Source organism: Vibrio jasicida CAIM 1864 = LMG 25398 (assembly GCF_000400365.1).
Taxonomy (GTDB): domain Bacteria; phylum Pseudomonadota; class Gammaproteobacteria; order Enterobacterales; family Vibrionaceae; genus Vibrio; species Vibrio jasicida.
In genome coordinates, this window is sequence record NZ_BAOG01000025.1 from 179,869 (window position 1) to 198,342 (window position 18,474).

At 45.1% G+C, this 18,474-nt stretch carries 17 protein-coding genes; 3 read left to right on the forward strand and 14 right to left on the reverse strand.

Going from position 1 to position 18,474, the window contains the following annotated elements; translation table 11 throughout:
• Positions 1–7: 7 nt before the first annotated feature.
• The 3 genes from yihI to VJL_RS07965 all read right to left on the reverse strand — a co-directional run bounded on the left by yihI (position 8) and on the right by VJL_RS07965 (position 2,563).
• The gene (gene yihI, locus VJL_RS07955; RefSeq protein ID WP_038870017.1) at positions 8–550 is read right to left on the reverse strand and encodes a Der GTPase-activating protein YihI; all 543 of its coding nucleotides are present in this window, start codon (positions 548–550) and stop codon (positions 8–10) included.
• On the reverse strand, positions 550–1,188 hold the full coding sequence (locus VJL_RS07960) for a class I SAM-dependent methyltransferase (RefSeq protein WP_038877099.1): 639 nt from the start codon (positions 1,186–1,188) through the stop codon (positions 550–552). The genes yihI and VJL_RS07960 overlap by 1 nt, the downstream gene beginning before the upstream one ends.
• Positions 1,189–1,945: 757 nt before the next feature.
• Positions 1,946–2,563 carry a c-type cytochrome gene (locus VJL_RS07965; RefSeq protein ID WP_038877007.1) on the reverse strand — a complete coding sequence of 206 codons (618 nt, stop codon included), beginning with the start codon at positions 2,561–2,563 and terminating at the stop codon, positions 1,946–1,948.
• A gap of 159 nt (positions 2,564–2,722) precedes the next feature.
• Here VJL_RS07965 and yihA point away from each other — a divergent pair, with 159 nt between their 5' ends.
• Positions 2,723–3,385, forward strand: a complete 663-nt coding sequence (gene yihA, locus VJL_RS07970; RefSeq protein ID WP_038870014.1) for a ribosome biogenesis GTP-binding protein YihA/YsxC — start codon at positions 2,723–2,725, stop codon at positions 3,383–3,385.
• Positions 3,386–3,900: 515 nt separating this feature from the next.
• On the opposite strand, the gene spfP is transcribed toward yihA, so the two are convergent.
• From spfP to hemB, 4 genes are all read right to left on the reverse strand, one after another.
• Entirely contained in the window at positions 3,901–3,948 is a 48-nt protein-coding gene (gene spfP / locus VJL_RS30540; protein ID WP_438356636.1) for a small protein SpfP, read from the reverse strand.
• A gap of 193 nt (positions 3,949–4,141) precedes the next feature.
• Positions 4,142–6,934 (reverse strand): DNA polymerase I, encoded by a 2,793-nt coding sequence (gene polA / locus VJL_RS07975; RefSeq protein WP_038877009.1) that lies wholly within the window; start codon positions 6,932–6,934, stop codon positions 4,142–4,144.
• A gap of 606 nt (positions 6,935–7,540) precedes the next feature.
• Entirely contained in the window at positions 7,541–7,975 is a 435-nt protein-coding gene (locus VJL_RS07980) for a GNAT family N-acetyltransferase (RefSeq protein ID WP_038877011.1), read from the reverse strand.
• Between the two features lie 125 nt (positions 7,976–8,100).
• Positions 8,101–9,162 carry a porphobilinogen synthase gene (gene hemB / locus VJL_RS07985; RefSeq protein WP_038877013.1) on the reverse strand — a complete coding sequence of 354 codons (1,062 nt, stop codon included), beginning with the start codon at positions 9,160–9,162 and terminating at the stop codon, positions 8,101–8,103.
• A gap of 185 nt (positions 9,163–9,347) precedes the next feature.
• Here hemB and VJL_RS07990 point away from each other — a divergent pair, with 185 nt between their 5' ends.
• Entirely contained in the window at positions 9,348–10,112 is a 765-nt protein-coding gene (locus tag VJL_RS07990; RefSeq protein ID WP_038877015.1) for a TatD family hydrolase, read from the forward strand.
• Between the two features lie 1,083 nt (positions 10,113–11,195).
• Here the strand turns inward: VJL_RS07990 and tatC are convergent.
• The 7 genes from tatC to rmuC form a co-directional block, all read right to left on the reverse strand.
• Complete coding sequence (tatC, locus tag VJL_RS07995; RefSeq protein ID WP_038870004.1) at positions 11,196–11,948, reverse strand: twin-arginine translocase subunit TatC; 753 nt, start codon at positions 11,946–11,948, stop codon at positions 11,196–11,198.
• Positions 11,949–12,016: 68 nt separating this feature from the next.
• Positions 12,017–12,415: a Sec-independent protein translocase protein TatB gene (gene tatB / locus VJL_RS08000; RefSeq protein WP_038870003.1), complete on the reverse strand. Its 399-nt coding sequence runs from the start codon at positions 12,413–12,415 to the stop codon at positions 12,017–12,019.
• A gap of 3 nt (positions 12,416–12,418) precedes the next feature.
• A complete protein-coding gene (tatA, locus tag VJL_RS08005) occupies positions 12,419–12,667 on the reverse strand; it encodes a Sec-independent protein translocase subunit TatA (protein WP_038877017.1) in 249 nt (82 codons plus the stop codon).
• A gap of 48 nt (positions 12,668–12,715) precedes the next feature.
• Positions 12,716–14,350, reverse strand: coding sequence for a ubiquinone biosynthesis regulatory protein kinase UbiB (gene ubiB / locus VJL_RS08010; RefSeq protein WP_038877019.1), 1,635 nt, complete (start codon positions 14,348–14,350; stop codon positions 12,716–12,718).
• A complete protein-coding gene (locus VJL_RS08015) occupies positions 14,347–14,982 on the reverse strand; it encodes a ubiquinone biosynthesis accessory factor UbiJ (protein WP_038877021.1) in 636 nt (211 codons plus the stop codon). The genes ubiB and VJL_RS08015 overlap by 4 nt, the downstream gene beginning before the upstream one ends.
• Positions 14,983–14,993: 11 nt before the next feature.
• A complete protein-coding gene (gene ubiE / locus VJL_RS08020) occupies positions 14,994–15,773 on the reverse strand; it encodes a bifunctional demethylmenaquinone methyltransferase/2-methoxy-6-polyprenyl-1,4-benzoquinol methylase UbiE (protein WP_038869997.1) in 780 nt (259 codons plus the stop codon).
• Positions 15,774–15,851: 78 nt separating this feature from the next.
• The gene (gene rmuC, locus VJL_RS08025) at positions 15,852–17,384 is read right to left on the reverse strand and encodes a DNA recombination protein RmuC (protein ID WP_038877024.1); all 1,533 of its coding nucleotides are present in this window, start codon (positions 17,382–17,384) and stop codon (positions 15,852–15,854) included.
• Positions 17,385–17,553: 169 nt separating this feature from the next.
• Here rmuC and VJL_RS08030 point away from each other — a divergent pair, with 169 nt between their 5' ends.
• A complete protein-coding gene (locus tag VJL_RS08030; protein WP_038877026.1) occupies positions 17,554–18,462 on the forward strand; it encodes a DMT family transporter in 909 nt (302 codons plus the stop codon).
• Positions 18,463–18,474 lie beyond the last annotated feature (12 nt).

The following is an 18,474-nucleotide window of genomic DNA, read 5'->3' on the forward strand; positions in this document are numbered from 1 at the left end:
GAATTACTTATCCTTTGTAGTCGTCGAAGTTGATATCATCGAAATCCGCTAGTAGGTCATCGTCGTTGCGAGTACCTTTAGCAGCAGGAGCGGTGAAGTCTTCCTCTTCTTCCGGCTCAAGTAGACCAAGTTGGTCCATCAGTTTTTCGATGCGATCTAGCTTCTCATCTACGAACTTCTGTAGACCCGTGCCTAGGTTCTCACCCGCTTCAATGCGATCCAACAACACGTTCAATTGCGCATCGTTTTCTAGCATCTCTAGCTCTTGCTCAGCCGATAGGCGACGCTCTTGTTTTGTCATCTTCTTCGCTGGCTCAACGATCAGAGGAATTTTCTTCTTACTACCTAAACGTGGATCACGATTTTGGGCAGCCGATTGCTTCTTCTGTTCATTCACTTCTGAGTTACGGTTACCTGTCTTCAAGCCTTTACGCTTTTTAGCGCGCTTGCGTAGACGGCCTTCAACGTCAGATTCTGTGCGGTTACGAGTGACAACAAATTCAGGTGCGCCTGCTGCACCTGGCTTTCTAGATTTTTTACTACGGCTCATTACTGGGCTTTCCTCAGTAAAATTACATCATTACCAATAAATTCGAGTTCGAGCTTATCCCGCTCAGCTAGGAACTGGAACGTTTCACGGCTAAAGAACACCACGTGAGTAGGATCGTTCTTATAATGCCATGATTGAAAGGCTTCTACATCGATGACCATTTTTGTCATCAGGCCTATCCAGCCACCTGGCTTAACTAAATTCAACCATTGCTTCCACACCACATCGGGGTGGTAGAGGTGTTCGATCACCTCTGTTGCTGTCATGAAGTCATACTGCTTTTCTAACACCGATGTATTAGGGTGATAGTAAAGATCATACAACGCCATGTTGTGCCCTGCTTCTTCTAACATTAATGAAAGCGTAGGGCCTGGACCACAACCAAAGTCGATTCCGTTCGATTGTGGTGAAATTCGCTCTGCGATTGGGTCAGCAATTCGCGACAAAAAATGTCGATATCCCATATCTTCAGGATTGTTCTCATGCAGATCATAGTGAGCTTTTTCAGTTTTCGCATCCAAACGTTGGTCTGGATTGACGAATACCAAACTGCACTGTTCACACTGAAGATACTCGCGTCGCTTATCTTCAAAAAAGTGGTGAGTGCGCTGATTCTGGCATAAAGGACAGGTGTGCATGCTGACTTCCTCAAACAGGGATGCGAAACATACCAGAAAGTGGACACAGATTGGAGTGTTGCTGGATACTTTTTCAGCAGTTTTTGTTAAAAAACTTTGATTGGCAAAAATGAATATAAAAAAAGCGACAGTGAGACTGTCGCTTTCTGAATGCCACCAATAAGTGGCGAAACTGTGTTGCACACATCTGGTGCACCAAGAATCCTTTTGTTTTTCAAGCTTTCCCTGCCAAAAAGTGTTGTTCTTCATCTTCCTGATGAGTTTTGGCTATCCTTTCACTTCCTGTTTACTGAGCTACTTCCTGAAGCCTGATCCGTTTCGCTGTCTTAACCGTTAGACTAGATGACCATCCATATCTGATAGGCTCCTTGCCTATCTAAGTCCCTTTTCCGACTACCAAACGTCCTTCGCTTGCGTCCTTGGAGACCTTATATCCATGGTCTAAATTCCTGAGGTTCACTCCTTGTGAACACCGTCTACTTTACGGGTTTCGTAAAAACCAACAAGTCACCAAAAGCAATTAATGACACTAATTTTTTGCCATAAATAAATAACCCATTTTATCAATAACTTAAAAGTTATAGAGAGAAATCGCATCGATCACGTATGGCAAATGTCTCACAAGGCTTCAAGCTATCTATCACTTTTATGTTTAACATTGAATAAGATCGAGATCACACAAAGCCACAAACAAAAATGCCCCAACCAATAGTTGGGGCATTCCTGTATAACTTTGCTCGAACGCGGTGTAGGGGGCTTAGTGCAGACCGCCAACGTATTTCGACAGAACTTCGATGTCTTCGTCTGTCATTTTCTTTGCGATGTCACGCATCATGGCATTCATATCATTACCACGAGCACCATCACGGAACTTCTCTAACTGAGCTTTGATGTAGTCAGCTTGCTGACCAGAAATTTTAGGGAAACCTGAAAGCTCAGTGCCGTTACCACGAGGACCGTGACACGCAATACATGCGGTTAGACCACGCTCTGCATCACCAGCGGTGTAAAGTACCTTACCTTGCTCGACCACATTTTCGGGGGTTGAGCTCTCTGCAATAGGTAAAGAGGCATAGTAAGCAGATAGATCCGCGATGTCTTCATCACTTAGTGGCATAGCCATACCACTCATTACAGGATCGTAACGACCTTGTTTACCACCACTAGTCATACCTAGTTTTAGATCTTTTAATTGCTTCTCAAGATACTTAGCGTGTTGGCCTGCAAGATTCGGGTACATTGCTAGTGCACTGTTACCATCTGCTCCGTGACAGGCGACACAGGTTTGTGATTTTGCTTTACCAGCTTCAATATTACCTTGGGCCCATACTGAGCAACTGGCTAAAAGACTCAAAATTAGCGCTAATTTCTTCATGACATTCCATTATAATTATCAAGCTTCCAGTACCACGGAATGTGAACATACCGCGTACACTCATGGTACAATAGGCGACCTTATGCCGAGCACGGTTATTTTACACAATTTCACAAAAAAGTAATCAATCGACTACACAAAGTCGAGATGGAGTTAACAGTGAGCGTAAAAATTCATTACCAAAACACGCATTTCATCACCAGCGCACCCGATATTCGTCACTTACCGGAGGACGAAGGTGTCGAAATTGCGTTTGCAGGACGCTCAAACGCTGGTAAATCGAGTGCACTGAATCGCCTGACTAACCAAAAAAGTCTAGCGAAGACATCAAAGACCCCAGGTCGTACTCAATTGATCAACCTTTTCAAAGTACAAGAAGGTTGTCATATCGTCGATTTGCCAGGATACGGCTTCGCTCAAGTACCGGTTGAGATGAAGAACAAATGGCAAAAGTCATTAGGTGAATACCTACAGAAACGTGAGTGTCTAAAAGGTCTCGTGGTTCTAATGGACATTCGTCACCCAATGAAAGATCTCGACCAGCAAATGATTTTCTGGGCAATCGACAGCCGCATCCCTGTGCAAGTACTGCTGACTAAAGCTGACAAGCTAAAAAGCGGCGCTCGTAAACAGGTACTACTGAAAATTCGCAAACAAGCAGAGACGTTTGGTGGCGATGTATCGGTTGATGTGTTCTCTTCATTGAAAGGTCTGGGAGTTGATCAGCTTCGTGCCAAACTGGACGTTTGGTTTGCACCGGCAATCGCACACCTTCTTGAAGAAGACGAACAAGATGACGCTCAAGAGAGCAACGAAGAATAATTAACAAAATTTGTTAAATTTTTTCGACACAGCCCTGCCTTTTGGTGGGGCTTTTGCTTATGTGGGGCAAGAAAGGTGAATTTCAGGCAATAAAAATCCCCACCTTCCTGGCAGGGATAACGGGAGAGAAAAATTGGTAATTATTGTTATGAGGCGAAGCATTACTGAACTGAGATTCGATTTCAATAGGTTAAAAAGCAATCTTATCTTCTACCTCAAACCAAACACCCTCACCCACACGACACAATAGCCCTATTATTCATATAGTTAAGTTAAGCAGAACATCAAAAAGACGTAACTTAGTTTCTTTCGAGAAAAAATAATAGTGTGACTGGCGTAAATTTACAGCATGAATAACGCAATAAATTGGAGTGAAAAAGCTAGATTTGACAGTAACTTAGAGAGGTCTAAAAAAGTGCATTTTTGTGGACTATTTTAACTTATTGATCAAAAAGAAAAATTTTCTTTCGCCCAATAAAAAACGCCCCAGTCAAAAACTGACTGGGGCGGCTGAATCAGCCTAATCCAATAACGTGAAACAAAAGGTCTGAAAGATAGAACATCTTACCTCTGTACCCTACGAGAGATAATGTACAACAATTGGTCAGATTTGCAAAGAATTTTTGTAATTTTTTTTCATGAAAGTTTTATTAAGCAACAATAATTCTCACAATTGAATTGCTTTTTTATTAGCACAAAAAAGCCAGCGTTTGTGCGCTGGCTCATGTTTAATTAGTAAAATTGATTTAAAAGTGACTAGTGTGCTTGGTCCCAGTTATCACCGTGACCTGCTTCTGCCACTAGAGGAACTTTCAGTTCTGCTGCAGATTCCATCAAATTCTGTACTTTATTTTCAATTTCGGACAAAGAAGACTCTTCAACTTCAAAAACCAATTCATCGTGCACTTGCATGAGAAGTTTCACTCGACCATTACCTTCTTGCTGAATCCACTCATCCACTAATAACATCGCTTTCTTGATGATATCCGCAGCGGTACCCTGCATCGGCGCGTTAATCGCGGCACGCTCAGCAGCTTTACGACGCATACCGTTACGAGATTGAATTTCTGGAAGATGCAGACGACGACCAAAAATCGTCTCTACGTAACCTTGTGCAGAAGCAGTACTACGCGTGTCTTCCATGTACTGCATTACACCAGGGTAACGTTCGAAGTACTTGTCCATGTAAGCCTGCGCTTCACCACGCGGAATACCGAGCTGTTTTGCTAAGCCAAATGCGCTCATGCCGTAAATCAAACCAAAGTTAACCGCTTTTGCACGACGACGCTGTTCACTTGAGACTTGGTCGATAGAAACACCCATGATTTCTGCCGCCGTTGCTGCATGGATATCTTTACCATCGCGGAACGCATCAAGCAGCGCTTGGTCACCTGACAGGTGCGCCATAATACGCAATTCAATTTGAGAGTAGTCGACTGCCAAGATCTTATATCCCGTCGGTGCAATAAATGCCTGACGAATACGACGACCTTCTTCGTTACGAATTGGAATGTTCTGCAAGTTAGGATCGGTTGAAGATAGACGTCCCGTTGCAGTAACCGCTTGGTGGTAAGAAGTATGCACACGGCCCGTTGATGGGTTAATCATCTTCGGTAATTTGTCGGTGTACGTTGATTTTAACTTCGCCAGACCACGGTATTCCAAAATCAGTTTTGGTAGTGGGTAATCCAGAGCCAGTTCTTGCAGCACTTCTTCATTAGTAGAAGGCGTCCCTGATGGTGTCTTCTTGATGACTGGCAGACCCATTTTCTCAAACAGAAGTGCTTGCAACTGCTTCGGTGAGTTCATGTTGAACTCTTGCTCTGCAATCTCATAGGCTTTCTGCTCAAGCTCATCCAGACGTGCGGCGATCTCTACCGACTGCGCACTAAGCTTCATGTCATCAATCAGTACACCTGTGCGTTCAATGCGAGACAGCACTGGTACAAGTGGCATTTCGATTTCTTCGTATACGGTTTTTAGCTTCTCATCTTGCTCGATGTTGGCAAACAAACGGTTATGTAGACGAAGTGTCACGTCCGCATCTTCCGCTGCGTATGGTGAAGCTTCATCCAGATCGATTTGGTTGAAGGTCAGTTGATTCTTACCTTTACCTGCGATTTGCTCGAATGAAATGCAGCTGTGTTGTAGAAAGCGCAGTGCCAAGCTGTCCATATCGTGTTTGCCACCTACGCTGTTGTAAACGTAAGACGCTAACATAGTGTCGTGCTTGATACCTTTCATCTCAATGCCGTAGCGAGCTAGCACAGATGCGTCGTATTTTAAGTTTTGACCAACTTTCGATTGAGCTTCATCTTCAAGAATTGGCTTAAGCTGTTCGAGTACCCAATCACGATCAAGTTGCTGAGGCGCATCTAGATAGTCATGGGCCACTGGTACATAAGCCGCAATGCCTTCATCGGTCGCAAATGATAGACCTACTAGGTTTGCCACCATGTAATCTAGGCTGTCGGTTTCGGTATCAAACGCAAATAACTCAGACGCTTTTAGTTTATCTAACCAAGCATTAAATAAAGCTTCATCCAGGATGGTTTCGTATTGGCTACGGTCGATTTTTACTGCTGAGGTGTCCATATCTGCTTTAGATGAAGCAGAACCACCACGCACTGCGCCGGTTGATTCATCCGCTTCTACGACACCTGTGCCGCCTTCTAATAACTCATTCAACCAAGACTTGAACGTCAACTGACCGTACAGTTTGATCAGCTCATCTGTGCTTGGCTCTGCTTTTAGCAATGATTCTGGCGTCTCTTCCAGCTCCACATCCAACTTGATGGTTGCCAACTCATAAGACATCATCGCATCGTCTTTGTTGTCCACAAGCTTCTTCGCCATGGTTTTGGAACCACGGAAACCAAGCGCAGCGATATCGTCGAGGTTTTCATACAGCTTAGTTAGACCGCCGATCCCCTGCAGAAGTGCAGTTGCAGTTTTATCACCAACACCCGGAACGCCGGGGATGTTGTCGACTTTATCGCCCATCAACGCTAGGTAATCGATGATCAGCTCTGGTGGAATACCAAACTTCTCAATCACCCCTTCACGATCCATCACGACGTTAGTCATGGTATTGATCAAGGTGACGTTATCATCGACAAGTTGGGCCATGTCTTTATCGCCTGTACTGATCAAAACCGGCATGCCCTGTTGTGATGCTTGATAAGCCAAAGTTCCGATAACATCATCAGCTTCTACGCCAGGAATACAGATCAGTGGCAGGCCCATTGCTCGAATGACGTTATGCAGTGGCTCAATTTGGCAACGAAGATCATCCGGCATTGGTGGACGGTTCGCTTTGTATTCTGGGTACATATCGTCTCGGAAGGTTTTACCCTTCGCATCGAAAACCACCGCAATGCGATCCGAAGCAAACTGACGCATCATACTGCGTAACATGTTCACCACACCGTAAACTGCGTTAGTTGGAATTTCACCGTTACTCATCGTGCCTGGGTAAGCGTGAAAAGCGCGATATAGATAAGAAGAACCGTCGATCAGAATCAACGGATTTTCAGGAATACTTGCCATAATTGTCTGTATCCAAATCAGTACTTAATAGATCTGCTTAGAATGCCATGACTGCTGATCCGAATCTATCTTGTTCGCTCGATCAAGTTCGCGGAAATTTTCCGATGTTATTCACGAAAAACACCTCTCACTGTGGATAACTCTGTTTATAGAAATTATCCACTGGTTATCCCATGGAAATAAAGACAGAAAAAAACAAACATAAACTATTGTTTTAGTGGTAATTATTTTAAAACAAAAGACAAGATCAACGATCCTGAAATGATCATGACATGTGGAAAAGTTGCCGATGGAGGCGTCAATTAGAAATCACAGAAAAGAAAAAAGCGACCCAATTGGGTCGCCTAGCAGAAGTGGTAAAGCTATTTCCATTTGTATGGCAGCTTAACCAAGAAGCTATAAATTACACTGGAAGCAATGTGAGCAATGTCGTGTCAAAAAGAATTAGTGCAAGTTCTGGGGAAAATGTTTCATTACCTTCTCAACACTCGGTTAATTAGCAATTCAACGTCCTTGTGAACTTTCCTCATTCCCTAAGACAGGTTTAATAATAATGATTCTCATTTAACAGTCAATACCTAAATGAGAAAAAATCTCATTTATTTTTTATAGCGCCTTAATGAAGCGTACTCTAGACTCACGTAAGTTCGGTTTTTCTTCAAACTTTTCAATAATGTATTCATTTCTTAGCAACAAGCGAAGCATGGCAGGAAATTGGTTACGAGATTTCACTTTTAAAGTTTTGTAGCCCTGCTCTACTACCCATTCCTCCTGCGCTTCTAATAACATTTGCGCCACGCCTTCATTGCGCGCTTCTGGTGCTACGCCACCAAACCAACTGTAGAAGGTATATTCATCTAACTCGTAGCCGATTTTGAAACCTAGGATCGTCCCCGCTTTCTCAGCCACTAGGATTAAACTTTTTTTATCTCCTAGGCGCTCAGCCATGGATTCAACCGTCTCACCATGTGCAAACTCAGTAACACGAGCTACCACTTGGATCGCCTCTTCCAGCGTGCCTTCACGAATCAGCATTGTCATTGTCTTACTCTCCAGAAATAAATATACCCAAGTAACTTCAAGCCGTGTGTATTCCGTCTTGAGGTTACTTGGGTATATTCAGACCGACAACAATTGTCGGTCTGGCTTTTCTCATTGAGCGATAATTACTCGTCTGTCGCTTCTTGCGCTTTGACTAGGTGCTCTGCAGGTTGTGCATTTTCTTCCGCTAGCCACTCTGCTACATCTTTCGCGAAGTAAGTCAGGATGCCATCTGCGCCTGCACGTTTGAAGCAAAGTAGCGATTCCATCACAGTCTCGCGCTCTTTCAGCCAACCATTCATGATGGCTGCTTTATGCATCGCGTACTCACCCGAAACTTGGTAAGCGAACGTTGGAACTTGAAGCTCAGCCTTAACACGGCGAACCACATCAAGGTAAGGCATGCCTGGCTTAACCATCACCATGTCAGCGCCTTCATTGATATCAAGAGCCACTTCATGTAGCGCTTCATCTGTATTCGCAGGGTCCATTTGGTAGTTTTTCTTGTTGCCGCCTTTTAGGTTCGCTGATGAACCAACGGCATCACGGAATGGACCGTAGTAGTTTGATGCGTATTTCGCAGAGTAAGCCATGATTTGAGTATGGATGTGACCCGCTTCTTCTAGTGCTTCACGGATTTTGCCGATACGACCATCCATCATGTCTGATGGTGCAACCACGTCAGCGCCTGCTTCTGCGTGAGAAAGCGCTTGTTTTACGAGAACTTCGGTTGTCTCATCATTCATCACGTAGCCATCTTCATCGATGATGCCGTCTTGGCCGTGAGTAGTGAACGGGTCGAGTGCCACATCTGTGATCACACCGATTTGAGGCACGTGCTCTTTTAATGCACGTACTGCGCGCTGAACCAAACCTTCAGGGTTGTAAGCTTCAGCAGCACATAAGCTTTTAGCGTCTTGGTTTACGACAGGGAAAAGCGCGATTGCTGGTACGCCTAGGTTTGCTAGGTATTGTGCTTCTTCTAGCATTAAATCAATCGACAAACGTTCTACACCCGGCATCGATTCAACACTTTCACGACGATCTTTGCCCATCAAAATGAACATTGGGTAAATCAGATCGTTTACTGAAACTTGGTTTTCAGCCATCAGACGACGACTAAAATCGTGCTTACGCATACGACGCATACGGCGTGCAGGGAATGGACCTTGAATTGATACAGACACCACTTTCTCCTTGTCTGGAAGGTTACGATGATCAAATCATCTGGTGGCAAAATCATATCACTCTTGATGCACCTTGCGAGCAGCAATATGGAAAAACGGCATGAAAAAACCGAAAATGACCCAGCACTCACACTCAAGTATACTTCTCACTAATTCCATACACCGATGAACCATAGAGACCAACCATGATCGATACTCACGCTCATATTTACGCTAGCGAATTTGATAACGACCGCGACGAGGTGGTGAAACGTGCTTTAGAACAAGGCATTGATAGAATTCTGCTACCAAACATCGATCTTGAATCTATTGAGCCGATGCTAAAAACCGAGGCGGCTTATCCTGAGGTTTGTCGCTCAATGATGGGTCTGCATCCATGTTATGTAGATGGCAATATTGAGCAAACACTAGAAATCATTCGTGGTTGGTTTGAAAAGCACAACTTCATTGCAGTGGGTGAAATCGGTATCGACCTGTACTGGGATAAAACCTTCCGCGCGGAACAAGAAATGGCGTTTGTGACTCAGTTAAACTGGGCAAAAGAGATGGATTTGCCTGTCGTTATCCACACACGTGACTCGATTGAAGAAACGCTGACCTTACTGCGTCAAGAACAAGACGGCCGCTTGCGTGGCGTATTCCACTGTTTCGGTGGCAGCGCAGAAGAAGCGCAAGCGATCAATGAGCTAGGATTCCACTTAGGTCTAGGTGGTGTCTCTACGTTTAAAAACGGCGGCATGGATAAAGTTATCCCGCACCTGGACATGAATTGGGTGATTCTAGAGACAGACTGTCCTTACCTTGCACCTGTACCACATCGTGGTAAACGCAACGAGCCAGCTTATACTTCTCTAGTGGCGGCGCGCGTGGCCGAACTTCGTGGGGAAAGCCTTGAAGCTATCGACACCCGAACGACTAAAAACGCAGAAGCGCTGTTTAACCTCAAATAGCCTCAGGGTTATAGACCTCACATTCAGTCACCTTACTCTATTTCTATAGCACCGGCTGATAAATTCAAAAATCCGTGCTATTGAGACAGAGCCATTAAGATTCCTAATATTGCTCATACACTTATTGAGTTGGGCAATTTATGGAACAGTGCAAACACAATATTTACCTACAGCGCCACAGACGAACTTTTTGGCAAAAACTGATCGGAATTAAAGAAGTCTACGTCTGTTCACGATGTGGATATATGCTCAGAGTTAAATAATTTCTTCTCTACTTGTCACACTTTTTATCCCGACTTCAAAGCGAACAACTTGGACGAAAACGTTATGAACCTCCGTCTGACTTTGAGCTCGTATGGGATCTTTACGTATGGTATAGAAAAATCATATATTTGAGATGGATAACTATATTATTCACATCATTGCAGTATGGAAATAATTTCACATAAAATGCCCGACGGCTTATAAAATCAAAATAGATGGGACTCATAATGTGTAATCATGGAGTATACTTGCAACGTCAGCAGCGCAGTTGGATTCAAAAACTAATCGGCATTAAAGAACTTTATGTCTGTTCTAAATGCGGTTATGTCCTTAAGCTGAGATAATTGGCTCAGTCCAATCCAACCGCAATAAGGTGGCTCTTCATGGGTCGCCTTTCCCGCTTTCAACCATTACAAGTCGTTACACAGTCAAACTCACTTCACCTAATAACCTTTAAACTCGTTTCAAACGTGCACCATACTTCCATCTCAGATAATTAGAACTTTATTCCGTTAAATGTGACTGTATTGATTTGATAGATAACCTACTGAATCAAATACAGAATCTTTATTTAACAATGGAACTAACATCACATAAAGTTCCCCAAATAAACAACAATAAAAATAGGGATATGTATGTGCAAACATGGGGGTTACTTACAGCGTCGTCAGCGCAGGCTTTGGGAGAAATTAGTGGGGATTAAAGAGGTATATGTTTGCTCACGATGTGGATACATCAAGCGAGTGAGATAGTTTGGCTAGGTTTAGAAAACGAAAAAGCGGCTCGAAAAAGCCGCTTTTCTCTATTGAGAAGGAGAGATTACTCTTCTGCTTCCGCCTCTTCCGTTTCATCTTTGCGAGTGTAGAAACGTGCGAAGAACAAGCCTACCTCAAACAGCAAACACATTGGGATTGCTAAAAGGGTTTGCGAGATCATATCCGGCGGCGTCAATAGCATGCCGACAATAAACGCACAAACAATAATGTATGGGCGCTTCTCTTTCAGATCTTGTGGTGTGGTTGCGCCAGTCCAACATAGCAAGATAATCGCTACAGGCACTTCAAACGCAATACCAAACGCCATAAACAGCGCCAGAACAAAATCAAGGTAACTCGAGATGTCGGTTGCGAACTCTACCCCACCAAGAGAGATAGCAGTAAAGAAGCCAAACACCAGCGGGAATACCACGAAGTAGGCAAACGCCACGCCGCAATAGAACAACAGTGAGCTCGAGAACAACAATGGCATGATCAAACGACGTTCATGCTTGTACAACCCGGGCGCCACAAATGCCCAAACTTGGTACAAAATAAACGGCACCGCGACAAACACCGATGCGATAAGCGTTAGCTTCAGCGGTGTAAAGAAGGGTGAAGCCACATCGGTTGCGATCATCGTCGCGCCTTCAGGTAAACGCTCTACCAAAGGTGCAGAAACAAATTCATAAATGTGGTTGGAGAAATAAATTAGCCCAACAAACACGACCAATACTGCGGCAATTGCTTTTAGCAGTCGATTGCGAAGTTCTAATAGATGACTAATTAAAGGTTGTGTCTGCTCGACGGTAGACATGGCAAACCTCTTTTTAAAAACCAGATCAAAAAGGAGCTACCAATGTCTAGTAGCTCCTCCTAATGAGACTATTCGGCTTTCTTATCTGCCGCTGTAACCTTAATCTCTTCCGCTTTCTCAACGGTTTCAGTCGCTTTTGCAGCTTCTTGCGGCTCTGCGTCTGATTTGGTTGGTTCCGCGTAAGGGCGGTTTACAGATTGCGCGGCTTTCTTCAGTTCTTCAACAGAAGACTTTAGCTCAGGAGACAGATCATCCATCCCCATTTGCTCAGCTTTACGCAAGTTTTCTTGCAGTTCTTGGACTTTTAGCTCGTGTGACAATTCGTCTTTGACGCTATTTGCCATACTCTTCGCTGCTCCGACAAAACGAGAGACACTGCGGATGGCATGTGGCAAACGCTCGGGACCAAGAACAACCAGACCAACAACAGATATTAATACCAGTTCCCAAAAACCGATATCAAACACGTTTTACGCCTGCTCTTTGTCTTTTTTCGTTTCAGGAGCAGATTCTTTCTTTTGCTGCTCTTCTAAACTTTTTGGCTCGAAGTCTGCGTCTTTGTCTTCTTTCTTCGCAGAATCATCTTCGCTCATCGCTTTCTTGAAGCCCTTAACGGCACCACCCAGATCGCCACCGATACCGCGCAGTTTCTTAGTTCCGAATAGCAATACAACAATTACAGCAATGATTAAAAGTTGCCAAACACTGATACCACCCATTCTTTTTACCTCGGGTCTTTAAACAAAATTATTTCAAGAGTTTAACGTCTATCGACGATAAGCTCGCCAACTAAGCAGCCAAAATGTGACACCTGCGATACCGCTGGCCATCGATAGCTGCTCATAAGCGTTATCCACCAATATTGCCGAGCATACGACTAAAGTGGCTCCAACACCAAATAAAAACTTTCCTGTCGCCTGCTGACGCTTGCTGTGACGGTAACCTTGATAAAGCTGATCCATGCGTTGATTCATGGCTTTACCTTGTTTAAGGCTATCGTAAAGCAGCTCCGGCAGTTCCGGTAACTTCTCTGCCCAAAACGGCGCGCGGTCTTTAATGGCATTCACTAAAGCTTGCGGACCGACTTGGTTCATCATCCATTCTTCAAGGAAAGGCTTCGCGGTCTCCCACAAATCAAGTTGTGGGTACAACTGGCGGCCCAGTCCTTCGACGTACAACAGCGTTTTTTGTAGCAATACAAGCTGCGGTTGCACTTCCATATTGAATCGACGCGCAGTGTTGAACAAATTCAACAATACGTGACCGAAAGAGATTTCACACAGTGGTTTAGCAAAGATTGGTTCACACACGATGCGAATCGCAAATTCAAATTCATCGACATTGGTATCGGCAGGTACCCACCCCGAATCAACGTGCAATTCCGCTACGCGGCGGTAATCACGATTGAAGAAAGCGAGGAAGTTTTCCGCCAGATAGCGTTTGTCTTCAGTGTTAAGTGTACCAACGATCCCGCAATCCAGCCCAATCCACATCGGATTATCTGGATGCTCCGGTTTAACGAAGACGTTGCCCGGGTGCATGTCGGCATGGAAAAAGCTGTCTCGGAACACCTGAGTGAAGAATACTCTCACACCGCGTTCCGCGAGCAATTTCATATTGGTGCCATTCGCTTCCAAGCCTTCAATATCAGAGACTTGGATGCCATATATTCGCTCAGAAACCATGACAGTTTCATTACTAAAGTCAGGAAAAACTTCTGGTACGTAAAGCTCTTCACTGCCTTCGAAGTTGCGACGCAGTTGAATCGCGTTCGCCGCTTCACGACGCAAATCGAGTTCATCAAGTAAGGTTTTTTCGTACTCGCGAACCACTTCAACTGGTTTCAAACGACGTGCTTCAGGCATCGCTCCGGCGACTATACGCGCCATTCGGTGCATCAGTTTTAGATCTGAATCAATGACCGGACGAATATCTGGACGGATGACCTTTAATACCACTTCTTGGTTAGTGTCTTTTAATCGCGCGGTATGCACCTGAGCAATCGACGCAGACGCTAACGGTTTGATATCAAATTCAGTAAACCAGTTTTCTAATGGACCGCCCAGAGCGAGTTCCATTTGTTCTTTCGCTAACTGCCCATCAAATGGCGCAACTTGGTCTTGCAAAAGCGCAAGAGGATCAGCGATATGTGGAGGGAAAAGGTCACGGCGGGTCGACATCATCTGACCAAACTTAATCCAAACCGGACCTAGTTCTTGCAGAGCGAGACGAAGACGCTCACCTAACGGTTTCTCTGGGTGCTTGTTCTTAATCCAGAATAAGCTTTTGCGCATCAAAAGCGGCGCTTTGGTCAGTTGATGATCTGGCAACAACTCATCCAAGCCGTATTCTAGCTGAACTTTAATGATTTGATATAAGCGCTTTATTTCTGCTGGCGTCATGAGTTCTCCAGCGCAGGCTTATCCGAGTCGAACTTATTTAGTAGTACGTTTAGGCGCGCTTCGACACGAGAAGCTTGACTGCGAACGTCATCTACTTGGTCACAGAAGTGGGCGATTTCCAGCGGTGCTGGCGCCAATTTCCATTCTTCTGTTACCACTTGAGCAAGGTGGCGTTGGTGTTTTTCCGCTTGAGAAGCAAAGAAACCACCGATGTTTTTGGTGCCTTGCACAAAGGTATGTGCCACGACATCCCCCGTCACTCGAGACAGCCACTCTTCAATATCTGGCTTGCAATCGACCATCAATTGAGAGAATTTCTGTGCAAGTTGGATGTCACCTTCAAGCTCAAGTTTGTCTTGCTTGATAAGGCGAGTGATGTTGGCTTGATCGCGCAGCTCAGGAAGTACGCTTAGATTCAGCGACAGATAACAATCTGGCTGACCTTCGTAATTGCCCAAAACATCGATTTGCTGGCTGAAGATGAACGTCAGCGTCTTATTGATTTCTTTGAGGTGAATTTGAATCACCTGACCTTTAAGACGTGACAAACGACGACCCAATCCAGGGTCATCTTTAATCAGCGTATTTAGTGTCGTTTCAATAACGGCAGTGATAAGAGGTTCAAATGGCATACCGCTTATCCTTAGAACTTGTAGCCGCGGTGCAGCGCCACAATACCACCCGTTAGGTTGTAGTATTTGGTGTTTTCGAAGCCCGCTTCTTTCATCATGCCTTCCAGTGTTTCTTGGTCTGGGTGCATACGGATAGATTCTGCTAGGTAACGGTAGCTGTCTGCGTCATTTGCCACTAGCTCACCCATTTTTGGCAATAGGTGGAACGAGTACGCGTCGTACACTTTTGATAGTGGGTCTAGGATTGGTTTTGAGAACTCAAGTACCAACAAACGACCACCTGGCTTCAATACGCGGAACATAGAGCGCAGCGCTTTGTCTTTATCAGTGACGTTACGTAGACAGAAACTGATAGTGATCACGTCAAAGTAGTCATCTGGGAACGGCAGTTCTTCTGCGTTCGCTTGAACGTAATGCACGTTACCCACAATGCCGTTATCACGCAGTTTGTCACGACCGACATTCAGCATTGAGTTGTTGATGTCCGCAAGGATCACGTGACCTTGGTCGCCAACAATGCGTGAGAATTTCGCTGTTAAATCGCCTGTACCACCACCTAGATCGAGAACGCGTTGTCCCGGACGAGCGCCACTGCAATCAATAGTAAAACGCTTCCAAAGGCGGTGAACACCACCTGACATCAAGTCATTCATGATGTCGTATTTTGCTGCCACTGAGTGGAAAACTTCGGCAACTTTGGTCACTTTTTCGTCTTTTGCCACTGTGGTAAAACCAAAGTGGGTAGTGTCGTTATCTAACGCTGTATTTGATTGCACACTTGTGTCCGTCATTCTGATTCCTCTTGGGCAGCACTTTTTCACTTCGGGGCGGTTGATAACAAATAGGGTCGCCCACTGTACTGCGGGCGATTAGTTTACTTTATCCTCAGCCGGATGTCTTTCTACTAAAGAAGCATTTTCCGAAAATGACTCTGTCTGCGCCAACTGAGCAAGATCTGGCGAGATTGGACGTTTTACTTCCACTCCTAGTTGCTTAAAGCTTTCCGCTTGACGGATCACGTTGCCTCGCCCTGTTGCTAGCTTATTCATTGCGCCTTGGTACGTTTGGTTGGCTTTGTCTAGTGCACCGCCCAGCCCTTCCATATCATCAACAAACAAACGCAGTTTGTCGTACAATTTTGCCGCTCGTTCAGCGATCAACTGAGCGTTTTCATTTTGGCGTTCGTTACGCCACAAGTTATCTATCGTACGTAGCGCCACCAGCAAAGTGGTCGGGCTGACCAAAATAATGTTTTGCTCCATCGCGTCTTTGACCAAGCTCGGGTCAGCTTGTATCGCCACTTGAAATGCAGGTTCCACCGGAATAAACATCAGTACGTAGTCTAGGCTTTGAATGCCTTTTAGCTGATGGTAATCTTTAAGGCTCAAGCCTTTGATGTGCGCGCGCAGCGCGGCTAGGTGATCGCTCAGCGCTTGCTCTCGTTGAATGTCGTTCTCTGCGTTGAAGTAGCGCTCGTACGCCACCAGCGCCATTTTCGAATCGACCACCACTTGTTTGTTTTGCGGTAAGTGAACTATCACATCCGGCTGATAGCGTTTGCCTGCTTCGTTTTGCAAGCTCACCTGAGTTTGGTACTCGTGCCCTTCACGCAAACCAGATTCTGCCAACACACGAGCCAGAACCACTTCACCCCAGTTGCCTTGCTGCTTGTTGTCACCTTTCAGAGCTTGAGTCAGATTGACCGCTTCTCGGGTCATATGCTCATTCAAACGTTGCAGGTTCTTCAACTCATGCACCAAGGTGTGACGCTCTTTGGCTTCTTGGCTAAAGCTGTCGTTGACTTGTTTCTTGAACCCTTCCAGTTGCTCTTTGAGTGGAGACAGCAAACCTTCCAAACTCTGACGGTTTTGCATGTCGACTTTGGCGGTTTTCTCTTCAAACAACTGATTCGCTAGGTGTTCAAATTGCTGCTTCAAACGCACTTCTGCTTGCTCAAGAATTTGCAGTTTTTCAGCATTGGTTTGGCTGATTTGTTCGTGTCGCGCTTGCTGCTCACCAAGTTGGGTTTCAAGACGCGATTTATGCTCTCGCATCTGCCCTAGTTCATCAAAATACTGCTGACGCTCTTGCTTCACTGCTTCGAAATAGCGCAGCTTTTCCATCGCGGCCATCAATTTACCGTGAGTTTGGCGCACTTCGAATGCTGCTTTGTCGCGCTCGTCATCAAGTTCATCTAGTTCTTGCTGCGCATCGGCGAGGCTTTGCTTCACCTGTTCAAGTTGTTGTTGATGAAGCTGTTTTTCAGAGGAGAGCTGTTGTTCGAGCAATTGAGTTTGCGTGGCAAAGCGTTGTTTAACCCACCAACCCACTGCAACACCGCTGATGGTCGCGGTAAAAAGAGAAGACAGAATGAGAGATTGATGCTCAAGAATCCATTGCATAATAGCGAGTTAGCCTGTGTTTTGTATCTTTAATAATGGTATTTACATACTGGATAAATGTCCAGTTTGTTGGATGAAAAATCCTCGCATACACTAGGCGCTCCGTACAACATACTCACACCTGCTCAAACCAATAGCGATGAGCGGTACATCATCACACAGAGGCATCATGAACGAGCGTCGCGCCCTAGGATTTGGGCTATCAGCGGTATTACTTTGGTCAACAGTAGCGACCGCATTTAAATTGACTTTGGCGGAATTCTCACCGATTCAGATGCTTACCATAGCGAGTATTGTTTCGGCTATCGCACTTATCACGGTATGTGGCGTGCAGGGCAAGTTGAATCAGCTCAGCTCAACGTTTCTTGCCAATCCTTGGTACTACTTACTGCTCGGATTGATTAACCCACTGGCGTATTACCTTATCTTGTTTAAAGCATACGACTTACTGCCAGCCTCTCAAGCGCAGGCGATCAACTACAGTTGGGCGATCACGCTCACCTTGATGGCGGCGGTTTTCTTGGGTCAGAAGATCCGCAATAAAGACTGGATTGCTTGTGGTTTTAGTTATTTGGGCGTCATCGTGATTGCCACTAAAGGTAACGTGTTAGGAATGGAATTCGAAAGTCCGCTTGGTGTTGGCTTGGCATTACTTTCGACCCTGCTTTGGGCAAGCTACTGGATTCTTAATACCAAAAACAAAGCCGACCCTGTGGTAGGTGTCTTACTTGGCTTCTTGGTTGCGATTCCATTTGCGATTGGTTTAAGTATTTATGAAGGCGCGAATTGGGGCCAAATCACAGCCAAAGGCTGGGCAGCAGTGACTTATGTCGGCTTGTTTGAAATGGGCATCACCTTTGTATTGTGGCTAACGGCACTCAAGCTCACCGAGAACACCGCACGCATCAGCAACCTGATTTTTGCTTCACCATTCATCTCGCTCATGCTGCTTGCGACCATCATTGGTGAAGAGATTCACCCATCCACTTTGATTGGCTTAGTGCTGATCATCAGTGGCTTGGTGATTCAACAAGTGAAGTTCGGCAAAAAGCAAAAACAGGCGAACACCGTTCAATGATGACGTCCGAAA

Excerpts from the sequence above, each read along its gene's own strand:
- ubiE (WP_038869997.1), bottom strand. The coding sequence starts at position 15,773 with ATGACGGACACAAGTGTGCAATCAAATACAGCGTTAGATAACGACACT.
- VJL_RS08015 (WP_038877021.1), bottom strand. The coding sequence starts at position 14,982 with ATGCCATTTGAACCTCTTATCACTGCCGTTATTGAAACGACACTAAAT.
- rmuC (WP_038877024.1), bottom strand. The coding sequence starts at position 17,384 with ATGCAATGGATTCTTGAGCATCAATCTCTCATTCTGTCTTCTCTTTTT.
- tatC (WP_038870004.1), bottom strand. The coding sequence starts at position 11,948 with ATGTCTACCGTCGAGCAGACACAACCTTTAATTAGTCATCTATTAGAA.
- VJL_RS07980 (WP_038877011.1), bottom strand. The coding sequence starts at position 7,975 with ATGACAATGCTGATTCGTGAAGGCACGCTGGAAGAGGCGATCCAAGTG.
- polA (WP_038877009.1), bottom strand. The coding sequence starts at position 6,934 with ATGGCAAGTATTCCTGAAAATCCGTTGATTCTGATCGACGGTTCTTCT.
- tatA (WP_038877017.1), bottom strand. The coding sequence starts at position 12,667 with ATGGGTGGTATCAGTGTTTGGCAACTTTTAATCATTGCTGTAATTGTT.
- VJL_RS08030 (WP_038877026.1), top strand. The coding sequence starts at position 17,554 with ATGAACGAGCGTCGCGCCCTAGGATTTGGGCTATCAGCGGTATTACTT.
- ubiB (WP_038877019.1), bottom strand. The coding sequence starts at position 14,350 with ATGACGCCAGCAGAAATAAAGCGCTTATATCAAATCATTAAAGTTCAG.
- yihI (WP_038870017.1), bottom strand. The coding sequence starts at position 550 with ATGAGCCGTAGTAAAAAATCTAGAAAGCCAGGTGCAGCAGGCGCACCT.
- VJL_RS07965 (WP_038877007.1), bottom strand. The coding sequence starts at position 2,563 with ATGAAGAAATTAGCGCTAATTTTGAGTCTTTTAGCCAGTTGCTCAGTA.
- VJL_RS07990 (WP_038877015.1), top strand. The coding sequence starts at position 9,348 with ATGATCGATACTCACGCTCATATTTACGCTAGCGAATTTGATAACGAC.
- VJL_RS07960 (WP_038877099.1), bottom strand. The coding sequence starts at position 1,188 with ATGCACACCTGTCCTTTATGCCAGAATCAGCGCACTCACCACTTTTTT.